Raw genomic sequence first — 18,342 nt, forward strand, 5'->3', positions numbered from 1 at the left:
CACATACACCGCAACTTTCGAGGGAACAGCCCATGCCCGCCATTCAGAAAATTCTGATCGCCAACCGCGGTGAAATCGCCTGCCGTATCCAGCGCACCGCACAGGCCCTGGGCTACCGCACCGTCGCCGTGTTCAGTGACGCCGACGCCGATGCGCTGCACGTAAAAATGGCTGATCAAGCCGTGCCCATCGGCCCGGCGCCAGTGCAACAGTCCTACCTGAACATCCCGGCCATTCTCGATGCCGCCCGCCGCAGCGGCGCCGATGCCGTCCACCCCGGCTATGGTTTTCTTTCGGAAAACGCCGCATTCGCCCGCGCCTGCGAACAGGCTGGTTTGACCTTCATCGGACCAAGTGCCGACGCCATCGAACTGATGGGCAGCAAACGTCTGTCGAAAATCGCCATGCTCGAAGCCGGCGTGCCGTGCATCGCCGGCTACCAAGGTGCAGAACAGGGCGACAGCACATTGCTGCGCGAAGCCGAACGCATCGGCTATCCATTGATGATCAAAGCCAGCGCTGGCGGAGGCGGACGCGGCATGCGTCTGGTGCACGACGCGTCGCAATTGCCGGCGCAATTGCGTACAGCACGCTCGGAAGCATTGAACGGATTCGGCAGTGACGAATTGATCCTCGAACAAGCGCTGATCGAGCCGCGCCACGTTGAAGTGCAACTGTTCGGCGATCAGCACGGCAACCTTATCTACCTCGGCGAACGCGACTGCTCGATCCAGCGTCGTCATCAGAAAGTCATCGAAGAAGCACCCTGCCCGGTGATGACCGCCGAACTGCGCCAGGCCATGGGTGAGGCCGCGCTCAAGGCCGGACGCGCAGTGAACTACGTCGGCGCCGGTACCGTGGAGTTTCTGCTCGATGCCCGCGGGCAGTTCTACTTTCTGGAGATGAACACGCGCCTGCAAGTGGAGCACCCGGTGACTGAGTTGGTTACCGGGCTGGACCTGGTCGCCTGGCAACTGTTGGTCGCCGAAGGACAGCCGCTGCCGTTGACTCAGGATCAGGTGCAACTCAATGGCCATGCCATGGAAGTGCGGCTCTACGCCGAAGATCCTGCACAGGACTTTCTGCCGCAAACGGGGCGCATTGAAGCTTGGGAGCCGGCGCTTGAGCACGGCGCACGCATCGATCATGGCCTGCTCGAAGGTCAAACGATCAGCCCGTTCTACGACCCGATGCTCGGCAAACTGATTGCCCATGGCGCCACCCGCGAAGAGGCGCGGCGCAAACTGTTGCGTGCCGTGCAGGACACGGTGTTGCTGGGCGTGCAAAGCAATCAGCGTTTGCTGGTCAGCCTGCTGCAACAGGCGCAATTTGTCAGGGGTGCGTTCAGCACGGCGTTCATTGCCCAGCACTTTTCGGATCACGAAAGCCTGCACAGCTACGTGCCAAGTGCCGAACAACTGGCAATCGCCGCGGTGCTGTTCTATCAGGCAGGCGCCCGCCTCCACCGCACGGCATTGGCGGGTTGGCGCAACAATGCCAATGTGCCGCTGCACTATCGCCTCGGGCTTGAATCGCAGGACTGGACGCTGCAACTACTCCCCCGGGGTCAAAACACCTTCCAGGTGCAAGTGGCGCAACAGCCCCTGGAATTGAAAATCATCGACCACACGCCACAGGCGTTGACGCTGGAGATCGACGGTTTGCGCCAGCGACACGCCTATCGGCTCAATGCTGAGCAACTCTGGCTGTTCACCCATCCCGGCAACCTGCGCCTTGAGGATCGAACTCACGCGGTCATCGGCAGTCAGACCAGCGTCAGCTCCGGCACGCTAAAAGCACCGATGGACGGCGCCATCGTCGACGTATTGGTCAGCGAAGGCAGCGCGGTCAGCAAAGGTCAGTTGCTGGTGGTGCTGGAGGCAATGAAAATGGAGCACCCGCTCAAGGCCGGCATTGACGGCGTGCTCAAGCGGGTGCAGGTCAAGGTCGGCGATCAGGTAAAAAATCGTCAGATCCTGTTGCAAGTGGAGTGAGTCGCCAGGCGCAAACGCAGGGTTTGACTACGCTCTGATGAATCAGGACGCGGAAATCAGGAACCCTGCGATGCCTCACTGGCTGGTCATAGATCTGGAAGCCACCACCGACGAGGGTGGCTGGCCGGTCACCGAGATGGAAATTATCGAGATCGGCGCCACACTGGTTGATCGTGCCGGACGCGAGCAGGATCACTTCCAGCGCTTCGTCAAACCGACGCGACGGCCCTTGTTGACGCCGTTCTGTCGCGAACTCACGCACATCACTCAAGCCAATATCGACGCAGCGTTGCCGTTGACCGAGGTTTGGCCGGCCTTCGAACGCTGGCTCGGTCAGCATCAGACGCGCCTCGAAGGCTGGGTGAGTTGGGGCGATTACGACCGCAAACAGTTACTTCAGGAATGGCAGCGGCTGCAATTCGACAGCGCCTTAAGCCGGGTACCGCACATGAACCTCAAGCAACGCTTCGCCAAGGCCCGGCGCCTGGAGCGGCCGCTGGGCCTTAATGGCGCGCTGCAACTGGCCGGGATGCAGTTCAGCGGTCAGCAACACCGAGCGCTGGAGGATGCACGCAACACCGCGCGCCTGCTGCCGCTGGTGCTGCCGCTTTAGGGGCGTGACGGCGTTAAAAGCCTTGTGCATACTGGCCGCCTCACTTTTTAGCCCTTTTCGAGGAATCGCCCATGTTTAAAGTCAACGAGTACTTCGACGGCACCGTCAAGTCGATCGCCTTTGGCACCGCTGAAGGTCCGGCGACCATCGGCGTCATGGCCCCGGGCGAATACGAATTCGGCACCAGCCAGCGTGAAATCATGCACGTAGTGTCTGGCGCACTGACCGTCAAACTGCCCGACAGCAACAACTGGGAAACCTTCGCCGCCGGAAGCCAGTTCAACGTGCCGGCCAACAGCAAATTCCAGCTGAAAGTCGCGGTCGACACCGCTTACCTGTGCGAATACCGCGGCTAAACCCATCGGGTTCCTGCGCGATAAAAAAATGCCCGTGTCCAAGGACACGGGCATTTTTCGTTCTGGCATTGATTACTCGAGAATGTCCACTGACATCCCGACTTCCAGATGACCATTGCCATCGTTGACCAGATTCTGACCGAACATCGCGCCATCGGCCTGGGCGCGGGTTTTCTGCAGGGTCGCCAGCGGTTCACGATCAGCGCTGCGCTCGCCGGTCTGCGGATCAATCGTGGTCAGAATGCAACGCGAGCATGACTTGACCACACGGAATTCGACATCGCCGATACGGATACGCTTCCAGCTGTCTTCGGCGTACGCCTCGCTGCCTTCGATCACCAGATTCGGCCGGAAACGCAGCATTTCCAACGGCCGCCCGACCTGTTGCGACAGGTGTTGCAACGAGGCTTCACCGATCAGCAACAGTGGAAAACCATCGGCGAAGGCGACTTGATCGTCGTCCTTGCCGAAACCGGCCTGAGTCGTGCGGGCTCGGTCCAGCGGCACTTGCACCAGACGGGTCGGTTTACCGATGAATTCGCTGACCCAATTTGCCGCTTCGTCACCGGCATCCGGCACACGCAACGTGTCGCGCCAGATGGTCACGCCACGTAACTGCGCATCGCTGGCAGGCAAGGTGATGTCGATTGAAGCATGCTCAGGCGCGCTCAAGGTGAGGCCACCCTGAGCATTCCAAAGCGCGGACAGCTGGCTCATTTTCGCTTCGGCGCGTTGGGTCAGGAAACGGCCGCTGGCTTCGTCGACCAACATCCAGCGTCGATCACCCTCCAGTCCCAGCTTGTCCACGCTGATCCCTTGCAGAACCTCGGCCTTGCCAGATTTCAACGGGTAACGATAAAGCGCGCTCAGACGCAGCATGGCCAGCTCCCTTGTGGGCAAAAACGCCACCCTATACGAGCTTCACCCGCGAATCAAAGACTGACGAGAGGTCAGCCTTCGAACAGATCCATCACGCTGGAACTTCGTCGAGCATCAGACGCTGGCGTACCACGTCGACCAGTTTGTCCGGCTGGAACTTGGAGAGGAAATTGTCGCAGCCGACCTTCTTCACCATCGATTCGTTGAAACTGCCGGACAACGAGGTGTGCAACACCACATACAGACCACGCAGGCGTGGATCGTTACGAATTTCGGTGGTCAGGCGATAGCCGTCCATCTCTGGCATTTCCGCATCGGTGAATACCATCAGCAGTTTGTCAGTCATGTTCACGCCGGTATCAGCCCACGCCTTGAGCATGTTCAGTGCCTTCAGACCATCGCTGGCAATGTGCATTTTCACGCCGAGCTGGCCGAGGGTGTCACGCAATTGCGAGAGCGCCACGTTGGAGTCGTCCACCAGCAGCACTTCGCGATCACGGGCGCGTTCCAGCACCGGATCGTCGAGTTTGTCACGCGAGACCTTGGCGTTGTAGGGGACGATCTCTGCAAGCACTTTCTCGACATCGATGATCTCCACCAGTTGATCGTCGACTTTGCTGATCGCCGTCAAATAGTGCTGACGGCCAGCGCTGGCCGGCGGCGGCAGAATGGCTTCCCAGTTCATGTTGACGATGCGATCCACACCACCGACAAGGAATGCCTGCACCGAACGGTTGTACTCGGTGACGATGATGGTGCTGTTCGGACCTGGTACCAATGGACGCATACCGATCGCTTGCGACAGGTCAATCACCGGCAAAGTCTGCCCACGCAGGTTGACCACGCCGCAGACGAACGGGTGACGCTGAGGCATCAGGGTCAGCTTTGGCAGTTGCAGCACTTCCTGAACCTTGAACACGTTGATCGCGAACAATTGGCGCCCGGCCAGTCGGAACATGAGAATTTCCAGGCGATTCTCACCCACCAGTTGCGTGCGTTGGTCTACCGTGTCGAGAATGCCGGCCATCAATGACTCCTGGGCTTGTTCTGATGAATTCACTAAAAGGGGTTATCGGCTGTCTATGACGAATCTTGATTCCCGCAAAATTCACCATCAAAATGCCATAACGCACCATTGATGTCACATTAACATCATGCTTTACTGGCGCCGTGATTTTCATCTGCTACATTCTTTGCGGCGCGACCTCGGTTTGCACTGTAGGTTCCCGCGTCTAAGGGATTCCCCTAGTAACAATCAGGACCAACCTGATATTCGCAATATCCAATAGCCATTAATGTGACGCCATTCTCATTGCATGAACGGAGTCAGGCTATTGTGTGCGATCGCAGTTCAGTGGCAACAAACCCTCTGGAACCTCTCAGTCTGTGCACCTGCACGTCTGGGCGCGATCTCCCGACGATTCATGATCGTCGTCACACACGGCACTCCCTCACCAGACATGACGTTGTGGAGATAAGCATGCCGATCGACCGTAAAGAGTGGGCGCAACGCTTCCCCGAATTTCTGGTCGAGGCCGAAACGCTCCTGGCCAAGTCCGAAGAATGCCTCAGCCATCTGCAACTGATCAGCAACGACAAGGACGCCATCGACTGCATGCTCAGCACGCTGCTCAAGCTTGCAAGCAGGGCTGAGGCCCTGGCGCTTGAGGCTATTTCCGAGTTCTCCCGGCACCTTTACGACTTGCTCAACCTGGTGCAGGACCACGTCGACCTTAACGAACAGGCCCTGGTTGCCTTGAAGGATTGTTTCACGCTGATGGCCTGGCAACTTGAACTGGTCGATCAGAGCACCGGGCAGCTGAGCCTCGATAAAAGTGAACAGGCCTCGCTGATCGATGCCTTCGCCTTTCAGGTCGGTCAAACTCGGTTTCAGCCAGCCCCCACCGCCAAACGTTTGCCCCTCCTGGCCTATTCGGAGCGACAGGCCTGATACGGCGCGCGCCATGACTGAAGAGGTCGCCACACTGTGCCGCTGAATGTCGTAATTGAATAGTTCATGCCTGTTAGCGACAAATCGAATTAAATCATCGCACCTGACAACAATGGATATTTCCGGTCGGGCTCAGGGTTTGCCTGTGTGTTAAAAATCAACTTCAGGCACGCTGACATCTATCGAACACAATAGATTGACTTTTTCAATTATGGCACTCGCGTCCAATATCACGCATATTCCTGACTCCTCGGACATATATAGCAAGCGCGACCAACGGTATCTTAAGTGGTATTATGCCGCCCATTAGTTGCTCTCAAATTAATGGCACAGTGATATCCAGATATAGGCACTCCACCGAAGTTGGCAGCCAAACACGATCACTGACCGCGTTGAAATCAATAACATAATTGACAGCATTTTCAGACAGAGACCCGCCAGCCACCGGCCGGTCTACCCGCAGCGAACATCCATTGGCTCCATCCGTTATGTACGCCAGTCTCAAGTCAATCACCACATGGCCACCCTCTCGGGAAAACGCCCGCCGGTTCACACTCATCCTTTGTGTCGCGGCCACACTTGGCAGCCTGTTGACCTATGGCTTTTCCGCACACCTTGGCCTCGGACTGTTGTTGCTTGACGTCGCGGCTACCACCTGTGTCTGGGTGCAATATCGGTTGTCACGCAAATCAATCAAATTTCAGCCTCAGGAACTCGCCGACCGCCTGCTCGAAGTCCAGGAAAACGAACGCCACCGCCTTAGCCGCGAGCTGCACGATGATATCGGCCAATTGCTGACCGCCGCCAAGCTGCAGAGCGACTGGCTAAAACGGCGGATGCCGGAAGACTTGCAGGACCAATGCACCGCACTGTGCGAAACCCTTGAGGAAACGCTCGACAAGGTGCGTGATGTATCGGCCATTCTCAATCCTCGCCAATTGACCAGCCTTGGCCTTGAAGCCAGCCTGCGAGCACACCTGCTCAAGACATTGACTCATACAAGCGTGCACTGGAGCCTCGACTGCCAGCAACGCCTTAACGGCATCCCGGAAGAAATGGCGGTCGCCGCCTTTCGCATCACCCAGGAGGCTGTGACCAATATCCTGCGTCACGCGCAGGCGAAAAATCTGGTAATACGCGTGCAACGCCTGCCAGAGGGCCTGACGTTGCTGATCAGCGATGACGGACTGGGCTTTGCCCCTGCCGCCAATCCAGGTCGTGAAGGACAGCGAGGCATGGCCGGGATGGCCGAACGGATCGAGCAATTGGGTGGCACCCTGAACGTTATCAGTGAGCCGGGCAAAGGCACTCGAATCGAAGCACTTTTCCCCTGGGCGCCCCGTGCACTCGAACGGGCCAGTACGAATAAGGTTATGCGTTGACTTGCAACTTACTTCTGGTGGATGACCACTCGCTGATCAGGGCCGGCGTGCGCGCTCTGGTGCTGGATATTCCCGGTTACGCGGTGATTGGCGAGGCCAATGACGGCTCGCAACTGCTCGAAATGGTCGAGCAACTGAGTCCCGATATCGTGCTGCTGGATATTTCCATGAAAGAAACCGGCGGGCTGGAAGCTTTGCAACGGCTAAAGCGCGTGCGTCCGCAGAGCAAAGTGCTGATCCTGTCGATGCACACCGACCCTGCGTTGATCATGCAGGCACTGGAGTCCGGCGCCCACGGCTACCTGCTCAAAGACACCACAGCCACCGAACTCGAGCACGCGCTGGAAGCCTTGCGCAACAACGAACGTTACTTGAGTCCGGCCATCGCCCACACCGTGATCAACCAAGCGCTGACCCGCAATCAGAAGCAGCAGCCGGAAACCGCCGACTCGCACAACCTGACTGCCCGACAGCTGGAAATCCTGCGTTTGATCGTGCGCGGCAAATCCACCCGGGAAATCGCCAATGGCCTGGGCTTGAGCATCAAGACTGTCGAGACCCACCGTTCGCAGATCATGAAACGCCTGCAAATCTACGATGTGGCGGGCCTTGTACTGTTCGCCGTGCGCGAACAGATCATCAGTCTGGACGACTGACTGACGGCTTGATGGTCAAGAGCGGCGAACTCCTCGGCAGGTGAACCTGCAACGCCGCTGGCCGTGCCTCGAACCGCATGCTGCTGCCTTCCAGCGGCTCACCATCAAGATTGATGTACAGCCCTTCAGCGACCTTGATTTCGACCCAAGGCAATCGGGTTCTTACAAACATGTTGTCGATACCGAAACCATCGCTGAGCAGCGACTTCAATGTGCCGGCCAACTCCTGTGGTGCTGGCAAGATGCTGATATCAAGCAAACCGTCATCGGCCAGCGCCTGCGGACACAATACATGTCCGCCACCCGCCTGACGCCCGTTGCCGATTCCCAATGCCAGCAACTCGCCGCTCCAGTGAAAATCCGGCCCTTGCAGCTCACCATAAGCGGCATGCAGCTCACTGAACCGCGACAAACCGGTGAACAGGTAGGCTGCACCACCCAATACTTTTTTCAGCTCCTCTGAAGTATTGGCCGTGACCTGACTGCCGAAACCGCCGGTAGCCATATTCAGGAAGACCTGCCCGCCCACTTCCCCCAGATCAATGTCACACGGCGGTACATCGAGAAGCTCAAGCGCATTGGCCGGCTCCTGCGGGATCCCTGCTGCGCGGGAAAAGTCGTTGGCGGTTCCCAAAGGCAATAGCACCAGACTGGCTTTACCCGGATGCGCCGCGAGGGTTTCGGCGATGTCGCGCAACGTGCCGTCTCCGCCGCCAGCAATAATTTTCGTGTAACCGTCCGCCAACGCTTGCTCCACCCATCGCTGGGCATCCCCCGCTTCCCAGGTCAAGCGCACCGCCAACTCCCAGCCTTGCTTGCGCTTGTTCTCTACCGCGGTGCGAACGGCCTCGTTGAGTGCCTGCTTGCCATGCAGAACCAACAGCGCCCGGCGTTCACTCATAGCGTCACTCCCTGAATTGAATCGATTGAAACATGTTGACCGCCGTGTCGCGCAAAAAAGCCACAGGAATGACAATTAATTCAATTGCCGGCCGAAGCGTCCTACACACAGGTACTTTTTCTTACGAAACATGCGGAATCGGCTCAATTGACCACACAGGACAGTTGGGTCAACGTGTGCCGGCGGTATCAATCATCAATCCGACAACACAAGGACGTGCATGTAATGAGTGGAAACTCCCCAAAGTTTTTTAATAGCTCGAAAGATGAAAAAGGTAGCTGGCGTACATTTGAAACAGCAAGTGGATATGTCCATGTCAAGCCATGAAGCCAGAATGCCAGTGAGTCCGGTTGCCCCTCTCGCCGAATGTCGTGCGAGTCACAAGTCCGATTTCAAAAACAGCACCAAGACCACTGGAGAAACTGATATGGAACCTCGTGTGACCGAGCTGGAAACCCACCTCAAATACATTCGACGGGACATGGACGAAGTCCGGAGTGACGTCAGAACGATCAAACACCGTCTCGCCTACTCGGCGGGCGCAACAGCCGTAGTGCTGTGTCTGCTGGGTTGGGTGGCCAATAGCCGATTCGACCAGCTTGTTGCACTGATCAGCCATTGACCGAACGAAACATTGCAGGCGTCGACAGGATCAGTCGACGCCTGCATTTGCGGGGCGGGGGTCAGCCCAGGAGATCACTCAGCGGAATGAAGACGACTTCGTCTCCTTCAAGCAGAGTGCTCCCCTCCAATACTTCAACCAATCCGTCTGCCCACACGGCGCTGCGCAGCACACCTGAGCTCTGGTTGCGGTAGATAGTCGCCCGCCCCTGCTCAAGACGACCCCGCAAGTATTCACGCCGGTTGCCGGCAACAGGCCAGACAAAGCCTGCTGGCACCTTGAACTTCAGAGGGCCGACATCCCGCACACCTTGGCGCCTCATCAGGTAAGGCCGAGCAAGCAACGCGAAGGTCACCAACGTCGAAGCCGGGTTACCGGGCAACCCGATAACGGGCGCATTGCGGAAATGGCCAAATGTCAGCGGCTTTCCGGGTTTGATTGCCAGCTTCCAAAGGCCCAGTTCGCCCTCTTCTCGCAAAGCGATACCCAGAAAATCAGCCTCCCCCACCGATACGCCTCCAGTGGAAAGAATCAGATCAACATCCTGCAACTCACCCAAGCGAGCACGGGTGGCCGCCAGATCATCCGGAAGAATGCCCGCGTCGATCACTTCACAGCCCAGACGCTGTAACCAGCTGCACAGCAGCACCCGATTACTGTTGTAGATCTGCCCTGGCCCCAGCGGTTGACCCGGCTCGACCAATTCGTCGCCGGTGGAAATCACCGCCACTCGAACCTTGCGCACAACCGTCAGACCGGCGCAGCCCAGCGAAGCAGCCAAACCTTGCTCAATCGGGCCAAGCCGGGTTCCGGCCGACAGGATCAACTCACCGACAGTTGTTTCCTGGCCTTGTGGGCGAATGTTCTGGCCGATCTTCATAGGTTCGATGAAGCGTACGGTTCCATCGCTCTGAACGTCAGCGTTTTCCTGCATTTCTACGCAATCTGCGCCGGGCGGTACCGGCGCTCCCGTGAAGATGCGCGCACAGGTACCGGGTTTCAGAGTTTCGGGAGACTGCCCGGCAAACACCTTTTGACTGACTGGCAGAGGTTCGCCGGTCCAGTCGGCCAGGTTGAGGGCATATCCATCCATGGCGCTATTGGGCCAAGGTGGCAGATCGAGAGGCGAAATCAAATCTTCGGCCAGCACCCGACCTTCGACCAGCGCCAGTGGTAAATACTCATGCTCGACGATTGGCGAGGCCTCGGCCATATCCAGCAAACGCGCCAGCGCTTCCTCGACCGGCATCAGCGAGCCCATCTTGCCCGGCTTACCCACGGGACTCACAAGGCATCGCCTTTTTCAGATGAGGCACGAAATTGCACGGGCGGTGGCGAGCGTCCAGTTGCTCGCCAAGAATGCCATCCCAACCAGTGCGCACGGCGTTGGTCGAACCCGGCAAGCAGCAAACAAGTGTGCCATTCGCCAGGCCGGCCAGCGCACGGGACTGCACGGTAGAGGTGCCGATATCGGCCACCGAGATCTGCCGGAATAACTCGCCAAACCCATCCACTTGCTTGTCGAGCAAGCACGCGACGGCTTCAGGCGTGCTGTCACGCCCGGTGAAACCGGTGCCACCTGTGATCAGCACAACCTGCACGACATCGTCGGCAATCCAGTTGGCGACTTGCGCGCGAATTTTGTAGAGGTCATCTTTAAGCAAGACACGCTCAGCCAGAATGTGGCCAGCCGCAGTCAAGCGATCGACGAAGAGCTGACCCGAGGTGTCAGTTTCCAGGGTTCGGGTATCGCTGACAGTCAGAACCGCAATATTGAGCGGCACGAAAGGTACATCAGCCTTGGCTTTCATAGGCTCGTCCAGTTGTAGGGGAAACAGCCTGGTGTTATATCACAGCGCCCCCTTTTTTTGCCGCCCCTCTGGAGAGCAGCCATGACCTTGAAGACGCAACTGCCGCCCTGCTCCATTCTTCTCCTGGCAGGCGGACGCGGCCAGCGCATGGGCGGTCAGGACAAAGGTCTGGTGGAGTGGCAGAGCGAACCGCTGATCGCACATTTGCAGCGCAAGACTCGCCCACTGACTGATGACCTGATCATCTCCTGCAATCGCAATCGCGAGCGTTATGCGCTGTTCGCCGATCAATTGGTGATGGACGACGAGAGCGACTTTCCAGGACCATTGGCGGGCATTCGTGCTGGCCTGAAAGCCGCAAGCCATCCTTACCTACTGGTATTGCCATGCGATGTCCCGAGTATCGACGCAGCACTGCTGCACGACATGCGCGAAACCGCCAACCAGAATCCTGACAAACCTTTAATGTTGCGCCACGGCAAACACTGGGAACCTTTGCTCTGCGTGATTCCGGCCGCACTTTTACCAGCCTTCGAAGACGCCTGGGGCGCCGGTGAACGCAGCCCTGGCCGAGTGATGCGCAGCTTGGGCGCCACCGCCCTGCAATGCCCCGACAACGACCCGCGACTGGCTAACCTGAACACCCTGGACCTGTTAAATTCGCACAACACCGTGTCAGACTGACACTATCGAAGGAACTCTGACGTCTTGTGTACGTCTCAAGCTCAGTAACCAAAAGAATTCACATTCGGAGACACACTCATGACTCAACGGACCCTCGCCACTTTCATGCTCGCACTGGGCCTCGCTACCCTTGCCGGTTGCTCGTCGCCAACAGTGATCACCTTGAATGACGGTCGCGAAATCCAGGCCGTCGACACCCCGCAATACGATGAAGATTCAGGTTTCTACGAGTTCAAACAGCTGGACGGTAAAGAAACCCGCCTCAACAAGGATCAGGTTCGTACCGTTAAAGAGCTGTAAGCTCCACGTCGACAACGGATACAGAAAAGCCCGCATTTCCATGCGGGCTTTTTCATGAACACTCAAAAAGTACGGACGGCATCACCATTGCAGGGTGATACGACTCTCGAACTCGCGCTCCTCACCTGTTACCGGGTCGATAAAACGAAGTCCTTGCGCCAAGAGCTTCAGCGGATTGGCATAGTCGTCCTCAACGTCTTTTAGCGCATCCGGGTAAAACGGATCGTTGCAGATACTTGCCCCCAGCGCGGTCATGTGGACACGCAGCTGATGTTTCTTGCCGGTCACCGGAAACAGGCCATAGCGCCAGAGATCGCCATTCTTCTCCCGAACCTCGACAGCCGTTTCGGTGTTACTGACTCCCGGCCCCTCCTGCATGCGGAAAAACGGTTCACCATCGATCAGGCGGCTTTCATGCACCAACGGGAAATTCAGTTCAGGTAAGGCAGGGGCAATGGCTTCGTAGCGTTTGTCTATCTGCCGCGTCGGAAATAGCGACTGATACGCCGAGCGGGTTTGTGGATTGGCCGAAAAAATCACCAGCCCCGCCGTATGCCGGTCGATACGGTGCAATGGCACCAGATGGGGATTATCCAGACGCCGGATCAGCCGGCGCAGCAAGGTTTGCTCGACATACTCGCCGGCCGGCGTAACCGGAAGGAAGTGAGGTTTGTCAGCCACCACCAAGTGCTCATCGGCATAGAGAATCGACTCGACCACCGGGATCGGTTTTTCGTCCGGCACTTCGCGAAAATAGTGAATCCGCAAGCCTTCCTTGTAGGGCAAGTCCACCGCTATTGGCTGCCCATGACCATCGAGTACCCGCCCCCGGGCGATTCGGTCCAGCCATTGCTCGCGACCAATGGCGCTGAAATGCTCGCACAGACAATCGAGTACGGTCAGCCACTTACCGAGCGGCAGATAAAGCGTGCTGGCCTGATTTTGCGCAGCAGAGAATGTAGATATGGACATACGGAAATTCGGACCCTCAAGGCAGGCTGGCATTATCCAGCAATGAAGGAAGCGAACCTAGCGCAGAATCCTCAGGCAGGAATCAACTTGAGTGCCGCTGCCTCGGTGAATTCCTTGAGCCAGCGCAACACATCGACAGCCTCCCAGCGACCCGGGTCATACAAGGCGTAGAGCAAACCCTGATAGCCAACCACATCCAATTGCTTGTGGTAACCGGCGCGCTGAAACAAGGCCTCAATCTCGGCAAAACAAGTGTTGAAATGCAGTTTATTGAATGGCGTCTTGCCTTCCGTGACCAGTCCGTCAAGGCGCAATTCGAGAACGGCCTCGCGCACCACGTCAACCGACATCCGGTTCACGCTGTTCTTCAACTGTTCGACATTGACCACGGTTCGTCCCTCTGACCCAATTACTGTATGCCCATACAGTAACCGAATAAATCGTGAAGTGCCAAGGGATGGATTCGCATCGGCGACCAGCGGGATAATCCGGCAAAGCTCCTCAACCAAGGAACGCCGCGACCTCATCGGCACTGAACGGCCAGCCCAGTTCCGCACCGGTGTCGACTCGGCGCAGCACCGGAATCCGCAGGCTATAGGCCTCAAACCAGCGCTCGTCCTCAGCGATATCCACCAGTTCGACAAGCAGGCCGTGCTCGACAAAGGGCATCAATTCGGCTTCAGCGACTTCACACAAATGACACCCCAGGGTGCCGAACAACTGACATTCAGGAGGCATGGTTACTCAACCAAAAATTTAATGAAATTATTCTAGGCCTCCCCTGGAAACCCGTCGAGCCACCACCGCCCAAAGGCTTCAGCGCCTCTTTGGCGCTTCACTCGCAAAACCCTGACGCAAATCAGTTCACGCAATAACCAATTACGCGATGCTCCCGCTCTTTTTGCCTCTACGCTTGAGAAGCCAGAGCCTGACATCGGAGTGCCTAGTGTTTGCCAACCTGTTGATCATCCTCGCCTCATCCCTCGTGATGATTGCCCTGTTCCGTCGTCTGCGGCTACCGCCGGTGCTGGGTTACCTGTGCGTGGGGCTGCTGGTCGGGCCGAGCGCATTCGACTGGGTCAACGAGAGTGAACACCTGCCAGACGTGGCCGAACTGGGCGTCGTGTTTCTGCTGTTTTCGCTGGGCCTGGAGTTTTCCCTGTCGAAGATGATTGCGTTGCGCCAGGTGGTGTTTCGCCTGGGCAGCCAGCAGGTGCTGATCAGCGCAGCGCTGTTGGGTCTGCTGCTGATGCTGCTGGGCATGCCGATGACTCCAGCGCTGCTGCTCGGCGCCGGACTGTCATTGTCGTCCACGGCGATCGTGACCAAAGAGCTCGGCAGCCTCGGCGAGGTATTCAGCAGCCACGGCCAGAATGCAGTCGGCGTATTGCTGTTTCAGGACGTTGTCGCCGTTTTGCTGCTGACGCTGGTGCCGGTGTTCGCCGGCAGCAGCGATCAAGCATGGTATTGGGCATTGCCGCTGACCCTGGCGAAAACCGGGGTGCTGTTTGTCGGCCTGCTGTTCGCCAGTCGCTGGTTGCTGCCTCGGCTGTTCCAAGAAGTGGCCGCTTCGCGCTCTGCAGAGTTGTTTGTGCTGTTGGCGCTGGTAATTGTGCTACTGACTGCATGGCTGACTCATCTGCTGGGTCTGTCCCCTGCACTTGGCGCCTTCCTCGCCGGCATGTTGCTGGGTGAAAGCCACTATCGGCATCAGATCGAGGCCGATATCCGGCCCTTCCGCGACATTCTGCTCGGGGTATTTTTCGTCAGCATCGGCATGCTGATCGATCTGCAATTGTTCGTCAGCCACAGCCTGTTGATTCTCGGCCTCACACTCGGATTGATGGTCATCAAGGGCATAGTTGTGGCGCTTCTGGTGAAGTGGCGCGGCAGTGACAGCGAAACCGCGTGGCGCAGCGGTCTGGCCCTGGCCCAGGGCGGCGAATTCTGTTTCGCACTGATGGCGCAAATGCAACAAAACAGCCTGATGCCCGAGGAATTGGGGGCGATGCTGCTCGCGGCAACCTTCTGCTCGATGCTACTGACACCACTGTTGCTGCGGGCTGCTCCACGCATCGCTGCGGCCCTGCATCGCAAACCCAACCAGGAAGCACAGATCGAGGAGATCAGCGCGCTCAACGCCGAACTCGACAAGCATGTGGTTATTTGTGGATACGGCCGCGTCGGTCAATCGATCGGCCGCTTCATGCGCAACGCGCAGCAACCCTACATTGCCTTGGACAACGACCCGGTGCGGGTACAGGAAGCCGCAACCGGGGAAAGTGACGTGCATTATGGCGATTGCTCACGCGCAGATCTCCTGACCGCCGTCGGCCTGCTTCGCGCAAGGCTGCTGGTGATCGCGGTGGATCAGAGCGATGTCGCCCTGCGCATCCTCAAGGAAGCCCGCCGGCTCAACGCACATGTACCGACTCTGGTGCGCACCCGCGACGACAGTCAATGGGCCGAATTGAAAGCCGCCGGCGCCACCGAAGTGGTGCCGGAACTGTTGGAATCGAGCCTGATGCTGGCCTCGCACGCCTTGATCATGCTCGGTTTGCCGGCGCATCAGGTACAGGAAAAAGTCGATCTGGTACGCATTGATCGCTATCGCCTGCTGCACGGTTTTTACCCCGGTGCCGACCATGAGGAAACTTAGTCCTGACTCACCGCGCCGATCTTGTGCAATGACAGGTCGGCGCCGTAATACTCCTGTTCCTGACTCAGGCGCAGCCCATGCAATGCCTTGATCACACCGTACACGGCGAAACCACCAATCAGCGCCACTGCAACGCCGAGTGCGGAGCCAATCAATTGGCTGATCAGACTCACGCCACCGAGACCGCCGAGCGCTGTCTGGCCGAAGATCCCGCACGCAATCCCACCCCAAACGCCGCACAAACCGTGCAATGGCCACACACCCAACACATCGTCAATGCGCCATTTGACCTGCGCAGCGGTAAAGCACCAGACAAACAGTGCACCGGCAATGGCCCCGGTTATCAGCGCGCCGACCGGATGCATCAGATCAGAGCCTGCGCAGATCGCCACCAACCCGGCCAACGGGCCGTTATGCAGAAAACCCGGGTCATTGCGTCCGACGATCAATGCCGCCACGGTGCCACCGACCATCGCCATCAACGAGTTGACGGCCACCAGACCACTGACCCCTTGCAGCGTTTGCGCGCTCATCACGTTAAAGCCGAACCAGCCAACAATCAGGATCCACGAGCCCAATGCCAGAAACGGGATGCTCGACGGCGCGAAGGCCACCAGTCGCCCTTCGCGATAACGCCCGTTGCGCGGGCCGAGCAACAACACCGCCGCCAGCGCCAGCCAGCCGCCCATGGCATGCACCACCACAGAACCGGCGAAGTCATGGAACGGCGAACCGAACTGCGCCGTCAGCCAGGCTTGCAGGCCATAGTTGCCGTTCCAGATCATCCCTTCGAAAAACGGATAGATGAATGCCACGATCAGCGCCGTGGCGCACAATTGCGGAACAAAGCGTGCTCGCTCGGCAATGCCGCCGGAAATGATCGCCGGAATCGCCGCTGCAAAAGTCAGCAGGAAGAAAAACTTCACCAGCCCATAACCATGATCGGCGCTCAACACCGCCGCCGGTTGCATGAAGGTCACACCGTAAGAAATCCAGTAGCCTATAAAGAAATAGGCCAGGGTCGAGACGGCGAAATCGCTGAGAATTTTCGACAATGCGTTGACCTGGTTTTTCTGGCGGACCGTACCGACCTCCAGAAAAGCGAAACCGGCGTGCATTGCCAGCACCATCACCGCACCGATCAAAATGAACAACGTATTGGAGCTGTGAACCAGCGTGTCCACAGCGCTTTGCAGATTTTCCATAAAGAGGCAGACCTGAGGGCTTAAAAAGGCACCAAAGCAGTTCATGCGGGCATTTCATGCACCAAGTTGCGACCAAGCCGTCATTAACCCTAGGGGCTGATGAACCACCTTGGCGCACAAGGTCGATGTCCTGACACGAACATGGATTGTTGGAATTAGGGTTTTTCTGCTTGCGTGCCCAGCAACCGCGCACGACAGCTGGGCGACGCACCACGACACAGCAAAAGTTGTACCAGTCATTTGTACTGAACCTTCGCGCAGGGCTCATACTCGAACGATTCAGACGCCACCTACGGAGATCCACCATGGCCAGCATCAAGGCAAAGACTGCTCAAGAAATCCTGATCAACGACTTCCAGACATTAGTCGCCGACACCGAACGGTTGCTCGAGCACACCGCCAGTCTGGCGGGCGATCAGGCCGATGAACTGCGTGATCAGATCCACGACAGTCTGCTGCGTGCAAGGGAAACCCTGAAACTGACCGAAGACACTCTGCGCGATCGTAGTCAGGCCGCTGTCACTGCCACGGAAGATTACGTATCGGCCAACCCTTGGCAGTCCGTTGGTATCGCGGCAGGCGTCGGCTTCCTGATCGGCCTGCTGGCCACTCGGCGCTGATCATGTCGATCGGTGAATCCGGCCCGACTGCGGGCACCGCCTCCTCCACGCGGCGTTTGGGCGCTGCCGTCCTTGGCTTGTTGCACAGTCATGTCGAGCTGTTCGGCATCGAATTGCAAGAGCAGAAAGCACGCACCGTTAGCCTGTTGCTCTTTGCGGGCCTGGCGTTGGTGTTTGCCCTGCTGTTGCTGGTCGGTTTGTCGACATTGGTGTTGATTGTGTTCTGGGACACCTACCGTCTCCCGGCGATCATCGGCCTGTGCGTGTTCTACACCTTGGCGGCAATCTTCTGTGGCTTGCGCCTCAAGGCTGCGATCTTCGATGAATCCTCGCCCTTCCACGGCACGCTCGAAGAGCTGGCCAATGACCGGGAGCGCCTGCTGCCATGAGCCTGCCTGAACTTCCTCATAACAGCTCACGCCGGGAAATGCGCAAAGCGCTTATCCGCCTTCGTATGGAAATGCACCGGCAGGAAATCCGCCATGAAGCCGGTCAGGTGATGCAGCCCCTGCAGCGGATGCGCGGCATGACACAAAACCTGCAGGGTGGCTTGGGCATCAAGCACGCGCCGCTGTGGGGCGTGGCGGCTGTCACACTGCTGGGCTTTATTACCGGCAAAGGCGCGAAAAGCGGCGGCGTCGGGGGGCTGACCCGATTGATTCGTCTGGGCACCAGCCTTGGGCCGCTGATCAAACTGGTGATGCAGGGTTCGGGCAAACGCTGAACGGACGCATCTG

General features: G+C 58.0%; 22 protein-coding genes. 13 read left to right on the plus strand and 9 right to left on the minus strand.

Annotated elements, in window-relative coordinates; all coding sequences use genetic code 11:
- Positions 1–32: 32 nt before the first annotated feature.
- The 3 genes from K5E40_RS00210 (at position 33) to K5E40_RS00220 (ending at position 2,963) form a co-directional block, all read left to right on the plus strand.
- Positions 33–1,994, plus strand: coding sequence for an acetyl/propionyl/methylcrotonyl-CoA carboxylase subunit alpha (locus K5E40_RS00210; RefSeq protein ID WP_221729163.1), 1,962 nt, complete (start codon positions 33–35; stop codon positions 1,992–1,994).
- Positions 1,995–2,064: 70 nt separating this feature from the next.
- Positions 2,065–2,607 carry an exonuclease domain-containing protein gene (locus tag K5E40_RS00215; protein ID WP_221729164.1) on the plus strand — a complete coding sequence of 181 codons (543 nt, stop codon included), beginning with the start codon at positions 2,065–2,067 and terminating at the stop codon, positions 2,605–2,607.
- A 71-nt stretch (positions 2,608–2,678) separates the two neighbouring features.
- Positions 2,679–2,963, plus strand: coding sequence for a pyrimidine/purine nucleoside phosphorylase (locus K5E40_RS00220; RefSeq protein ID WP_221729165.1), 285 nt, complete (start codon positions 2,679–2,681; stop codon positions 2,961–2,963).
- Positions 2,964–3,035: 72 nt separating this feature from the next.
- Here K5E40_RS00220 and K5E40_RS00225 read toward each other — a convergent pair whose 3' ends face one another.
- Positions 3,036–3,842 (minus strand): MOSC domain-containing protein, encoded by an 807-nt coding sequence (locus K5E40_RS00225; protein WP_221729166.1) that lies wholly within the window; start codon positions 3,840–3,842, stop codon positions 3,036–3,038.
- Positions 3,843–3,933: 91 nt separating this feature from the next.
- Positions 3,934–4,869, minus strand: a complete 936-nt coding sequence (locus K5E40_RS00230) for a chemotaxis protein CheV (protein WP_221729167.1) — start codon at positions 4,867–4,869, stop codon at positions 3,934–3,936.
- A 453-nt stretch (positions 4,870–5,322) separates the two neighbouring features.
- On the opposite strand from K5E40_RS00230, the gene K5E40_RS00235 reads away from it, so the two are divergent.
- The 3 genes from K5E40_RS00235 (at position 5,323) to K5E40_RS00245 (ending at position 7,831) form a co-directional block, all read left to right on the plus strand.
- A complete protein-coding gene (locus K5E40_RS00235) occupies positions 5,323–5,793 on the plus strand; it encodes a hypothetical protein (RefSeq protein ID WP_221729168.1) in 471 nt (156 codons plus the stop codon).
- A 488-nt stretch (positions 5,794–6,281) separates the two neighbouring features.
- Positions 6,282–7,175 carry a sensor histidine kinase gene (locus tag K5E40_RS00240; protein WP_221729419.1) on the plus strand — a complete coding sequence of 298 codons (894 nt, stop codon included), beginning with the start codon at positions 6,282–6,284 and terminating at the stop codon, positions 7,173–7,175.
- Positions 7,172–7,831, plus strand: coding sequence for a response regulator transcription factor (locus tag K5E40_RS00245; RefSeq protein ID WP_160058885.1), 660 nt, complete (start codon positions 7,172–7,174; stop codon positions 7,829–7,831). The genes K5E40_RS00240 and K5E40_RS00245 overlap by 4 nt, the downstream gene beginning before the upstream one ends.
- Here K5E40_RS00245 and yegS read toward each other — a convergent pair.
- Positions 7,815–8,732, minus strand: a complete 918-nt coding sequence (gene yegS, locus K5E40_RS00250; RefSeq protein WP_221729169.1) for a lipid kinase YegS — start codon at positions 8,730–8,732, stop codon at positions 7,815–7,817. The two genes, K5E40_RS00245 and yegS, sit on opposite strands and share 17 nt — an antisense overlap.
- A 313-nt stretch (positions 8,733–9,045) precedes the next feature.
- Here yegS and K5E40_RS00255 point away from each other — a divergent pair, with 313 nt between their 5' ends.
- Positions 9,046–9,354, plus strand: a complete 309-nt coding sequence (locus K5E40_RS00255) for a hypothetical protein (RefSeq protein WP_221729170.1) — start codon at positions 9,046–9,048, stop codon at positions 9,352–9,354.
- A gap of 61 nt (positions 9,355–9,415) precedes the next feature.
- On the opposite strand, the gene glp is transcribed toward K5E40_RS00255, so the two are convergent.
- Positions 9,416–10,642 carry a gephyrin-like molybdotransferase Glp gene (glp, locus tag K5E40_RS00260; RefSeq protein WP_221729171.1) on the minus strand — a complete coding sequence of 409 codons (1,227 nt, stop codon included), beginning with the start codon at positions 10,640–10,642 and terminating at the stop codon, positions 9,416–9,418.
- Entirely contained in the window at positions 10,626–11,165 is a 540-nt protein-coding gene (gene moaB, locus K5E40_RS00265; protein ID WP_221729172.1) for a molybdenum cofactor biosynthesis protein B, read from the minus strand. The genes glp and moaB overlap by 17 nt, the downstream gene beginning before the upstream one ends.
- Positions 11,166–11,246: 81 nt before the next feature.
- Here moaB and mobA point away from each other — a divergent pair, with 81 nt between their 5' ends.
- Positions 11,247–11,849 carry a molybdenum cofactor guanylyltransferase MobA gene (gene mobA, locus K5E40_RS00270; RefSeq protein ID WP_221729173.1) on the plus strand — a complete coding sequence of 201 codons (603 nt, stop codon included), beginning with the start codon at positions 11,247–11,249 and terminating at the stop codon, positions 11,847–11,849.
- A 78-nt stretch (positions 11,850–11,927) separates the two neighbouring features.
- A complete protein-coding gene (locus tag K5E40_RS00275; protein ID WP_221729174.1) occupies positions 11,928–12,149 on the plus strand; it encodes a YgdI/YgdR family lipoprotein in 222 nt (73 codons plus the stop codon).
- A gap of 81 nt (positions 12,150–12,230) precedes the next feature.
- Here the strand turns inward: K5E40_RS00275 and K5E40_RS00280 are convergent, their stop codons facing one another.
- The 3 genes from K5E40_RS00280 to K5E40_RS00290 form a co-directional block, all read right to left on the minus strand.
- Positions 12,231–13,121: a pseudouridine synthase gene (locus tag K5E40_RS00280; protein WP_221729175.1), complete on the minus strand. Its 891-nt coding sequence runs from the start codon at positions 13,119–13,121 to the stop codon at positions 12,231–12,233.
- A 71-nt stretch (positions 13,122–13,192) separates the two neighbouring features.
- On the minus strand, positions 13,193–13,510 hold the full coding sequence (locus K5E40_RS00285) for a transcriptional regulator (RefSeq protein ID WP_221729176.1): 318 nt from the start codon (positions 13,508–13,510) through the stop codon (positions 13,193–13,195).
- A 112-nt stretch (positions 13,511–13,622) separates the two neighbouring features.
- Positions 13,623–13,859 (minus strand): glutaredoxin family protein, encoded by a 237-nt coding sequence (locus K5E40_RS00290; RefSeq protein ID WP_221729177.1) that lies wholly within the window; start codon positions 13,857–13,859, stop codon positions 13,623–13,625.
- A gap of 208 nt (positions 13,860–14,067) precedes the next feature.
- On the opposite strand from K5E40_RS00290, the gene K5E40_RS00295 reads away from it, so the two are divergent.
- The gene (locus tag K5E40_RS00295) at positions 14,068–15,780 is read left to right on the plus strand and encodes a monovalent cation:proton antiporter-2 (CPA2) family protein (protein ID WP_221729178.1); all 1,713 of its coding nucleotides are present in this window, start codon (positions 14,068–14,070) and stop codon (positions 15,778–15,780) included.
- Here the strand turns inward: K5E40_RS00295 and K5E40_RS00300 are convergent.
- Positions 15,777–16,985 (minus strand): ammonium transporter, encoded by a 1,209-nt coding sequence (locus K5E40_RS00300; protein ID WP_221729179.1) that lies wholly within the window; start codon positions 16,983–16,985, stop codon positions 15,777–15,779. The genes K5E40_RS00295 and K5E40_RS00300 overlap by 4 nt on opposite strands.
- Before the next feature lie 305 nt (positions 16,986–17,290).
- Here K5E40_RS00300 and K5E40_RS00305 point away from each other — a divergent pair, with 305 nt between their 5' ends.
- The 3 genes from K5E40_RS00305 to K5E40_RS00315 are packed head-to-tail and all read left to right on the plus strand — an operon-like array spanning position 17,291 to position 18,329.
- Entirely contained in the window at positions 17,291–17,605 is a 315-nt protein-coding gene (locus tag K5E40_RS00305) for a YqjD family protein (RefSeq protein WP_221729180.1), read from the plus strand.
- Between the two features lie 2 nt (positions 17,606–17,607).
- Positions 17,608–17,994, plus strand: a complete 387-nt coding sequence (locus K5E40_RS00310) for a phage holin family protein (RefSeq protein ID WP_221729181.1) — start codon at positions 17,608–17,610, stop codon at positions 17,992–17,994.
- Positions 17,991–18,329, plus strand: a complete 339-nt coding sequence (locus tag K5E40_RS00315; protein WP_221729182.1) for a hypothetical protein — start codon at positions 17,991–17,993, stop codon at positions 18,327–18,329. The genes K5E40_RS00310 and K5E40_RS00315 overlap by 4 nt, the downstream gene beginning before the upstream one ends.
- Positions 18,330–18,342 lie beyond the last annotated feature (13 nt).

This window comes from Pseudomonas baetica (assembly GCF_019733355.1).
In the GTDB taxonomy this organism is placed as follows: Bacteria; Pseudomonadota; Gammaproteobacteria; order Pseudomonadales; family Pseudomonadaceae; genus Aquipseudomonas; species Aquipseudomonas baetica_A.

Coding starts and splice junctions, on each gene's coding strand:
- K5E40_RS00210 (WP_221729163.1), top strand. CDS start 33: ATGCCCGCCATTCAGAAAATTCTGATCGCCAACCGCGGTGAAATCGCC.
- K5E40_RS00215 (WP_221729164.1), top strand. CDS start 2,065: ATGCCTCACTGGCTGGTCATAGATCTGGAAGCCACCACCGACGAGGGT.
- K5E40_RS00220 (WP_221729165.1), top strand. CDS start 2,679: ATGTTTAAAGTCAACGAGTACTTCGACGGCACCGTCAAGTCGATCGCC.
- K5E40_RS00225 (WP_221729166.1), bottom strand. CDS start 3,842: ATGCTGCGTCTGAGCGCGCTTTATCGTTACCCGTTGAAATCTGGCAAG.
- K5E40_RS00230 (WP_221729167.1), bottom strand. CDS start 4,869: ATGGCCGGCATTCTCGACACGGTAGACCAACGCACGCAACTGGTGGGT.
- K5E40_RS00235 (WP_221729168.1), top strand. CDS start 5,323: ATGCCGATCGACCGTAAAGAGTGGGCGCAACGCTTCCCCGAATTTCTG.
- K5E40_RS00240 (WP_221729419.1), top strand. CDS start 6,282: ATGTACGCCAGTCTCAAGTCAATCACCACATGGCCACCCTCTCGGGAA.
- yegS (WP_221729169.1), bottom strand. CDS start 8,732: ATGAGTGAACGCCGGGCGCTGTTGGTTCTGCATGGCAAGCAGGCACTC.
- K5E40_RS00255 (WP_221729170.1), top strand. CDS start 9,046: ATGTCAAGCCATGAAGCCAGAATGCCAGTGAGTCCGGTTGCCCCTCTC.
- moaB (WP_221729172.1), bottom strand. CDS start 11,165: ATGAAAGCCAAGGCTGATGTACCTTTCGTGCCGCTCAATATTGCGGTT.
- mobA (WP_221729173.1), top strand. CDS start 11,247: ATGACCTTGAAGACGCAACTGCCGCCCTGCTCCATTCTTCTCCTGGCA.
- K5E40_RS00275 (WP_221729174.1), top strand. CDS start 11,928: ATGACTCAACGGACCCTCGCCACTTTCATGCTCGCACTGGGCCTCGCT.
- K5E40_RS00280 (WP_221729175.1), bottom strand. CDS start 13,121: ATGTCCATATCTACATTCTCTGCTGCGCAAAATCAGGCCAGCACGCTT.
- K5E40_RS00290 (WP_221729177.1), bottom strand. CDS start 13,859: ATGCCTCCTGAATGTCAGTTGTTCGGCACCCTGGGGTGTCATTTGTGT.
- K5E40_RS00300 (WP_221729179.1), bottom strand. CDS start 16,985: ATGGAAAATCTGCAAAGCGCTGTGGACACGCTGGTTCACAGCTCCAAT.
- K5E40_RS00305 (WP_221729180.1), top strand. CDS start 17,291: ATGGCCAGCATCAAGGCAAAGACTGCTCAAGAAATCCTGATCAACGAC.
- K5E40_RS00310 (WP_221729181.1), top strand. CDS start 17,608: ATGTCGATCGGTGAATCCGGCCCGACTGCGGGCACCGCCTCCTCCACG.
- K5E40_RS00315 (WP_221729182.1), top strand. CDS start 17,991: ATGAGCCTGCCTGAACTTCCTCATAACAGCTCACGCCGGGAAATGCGC.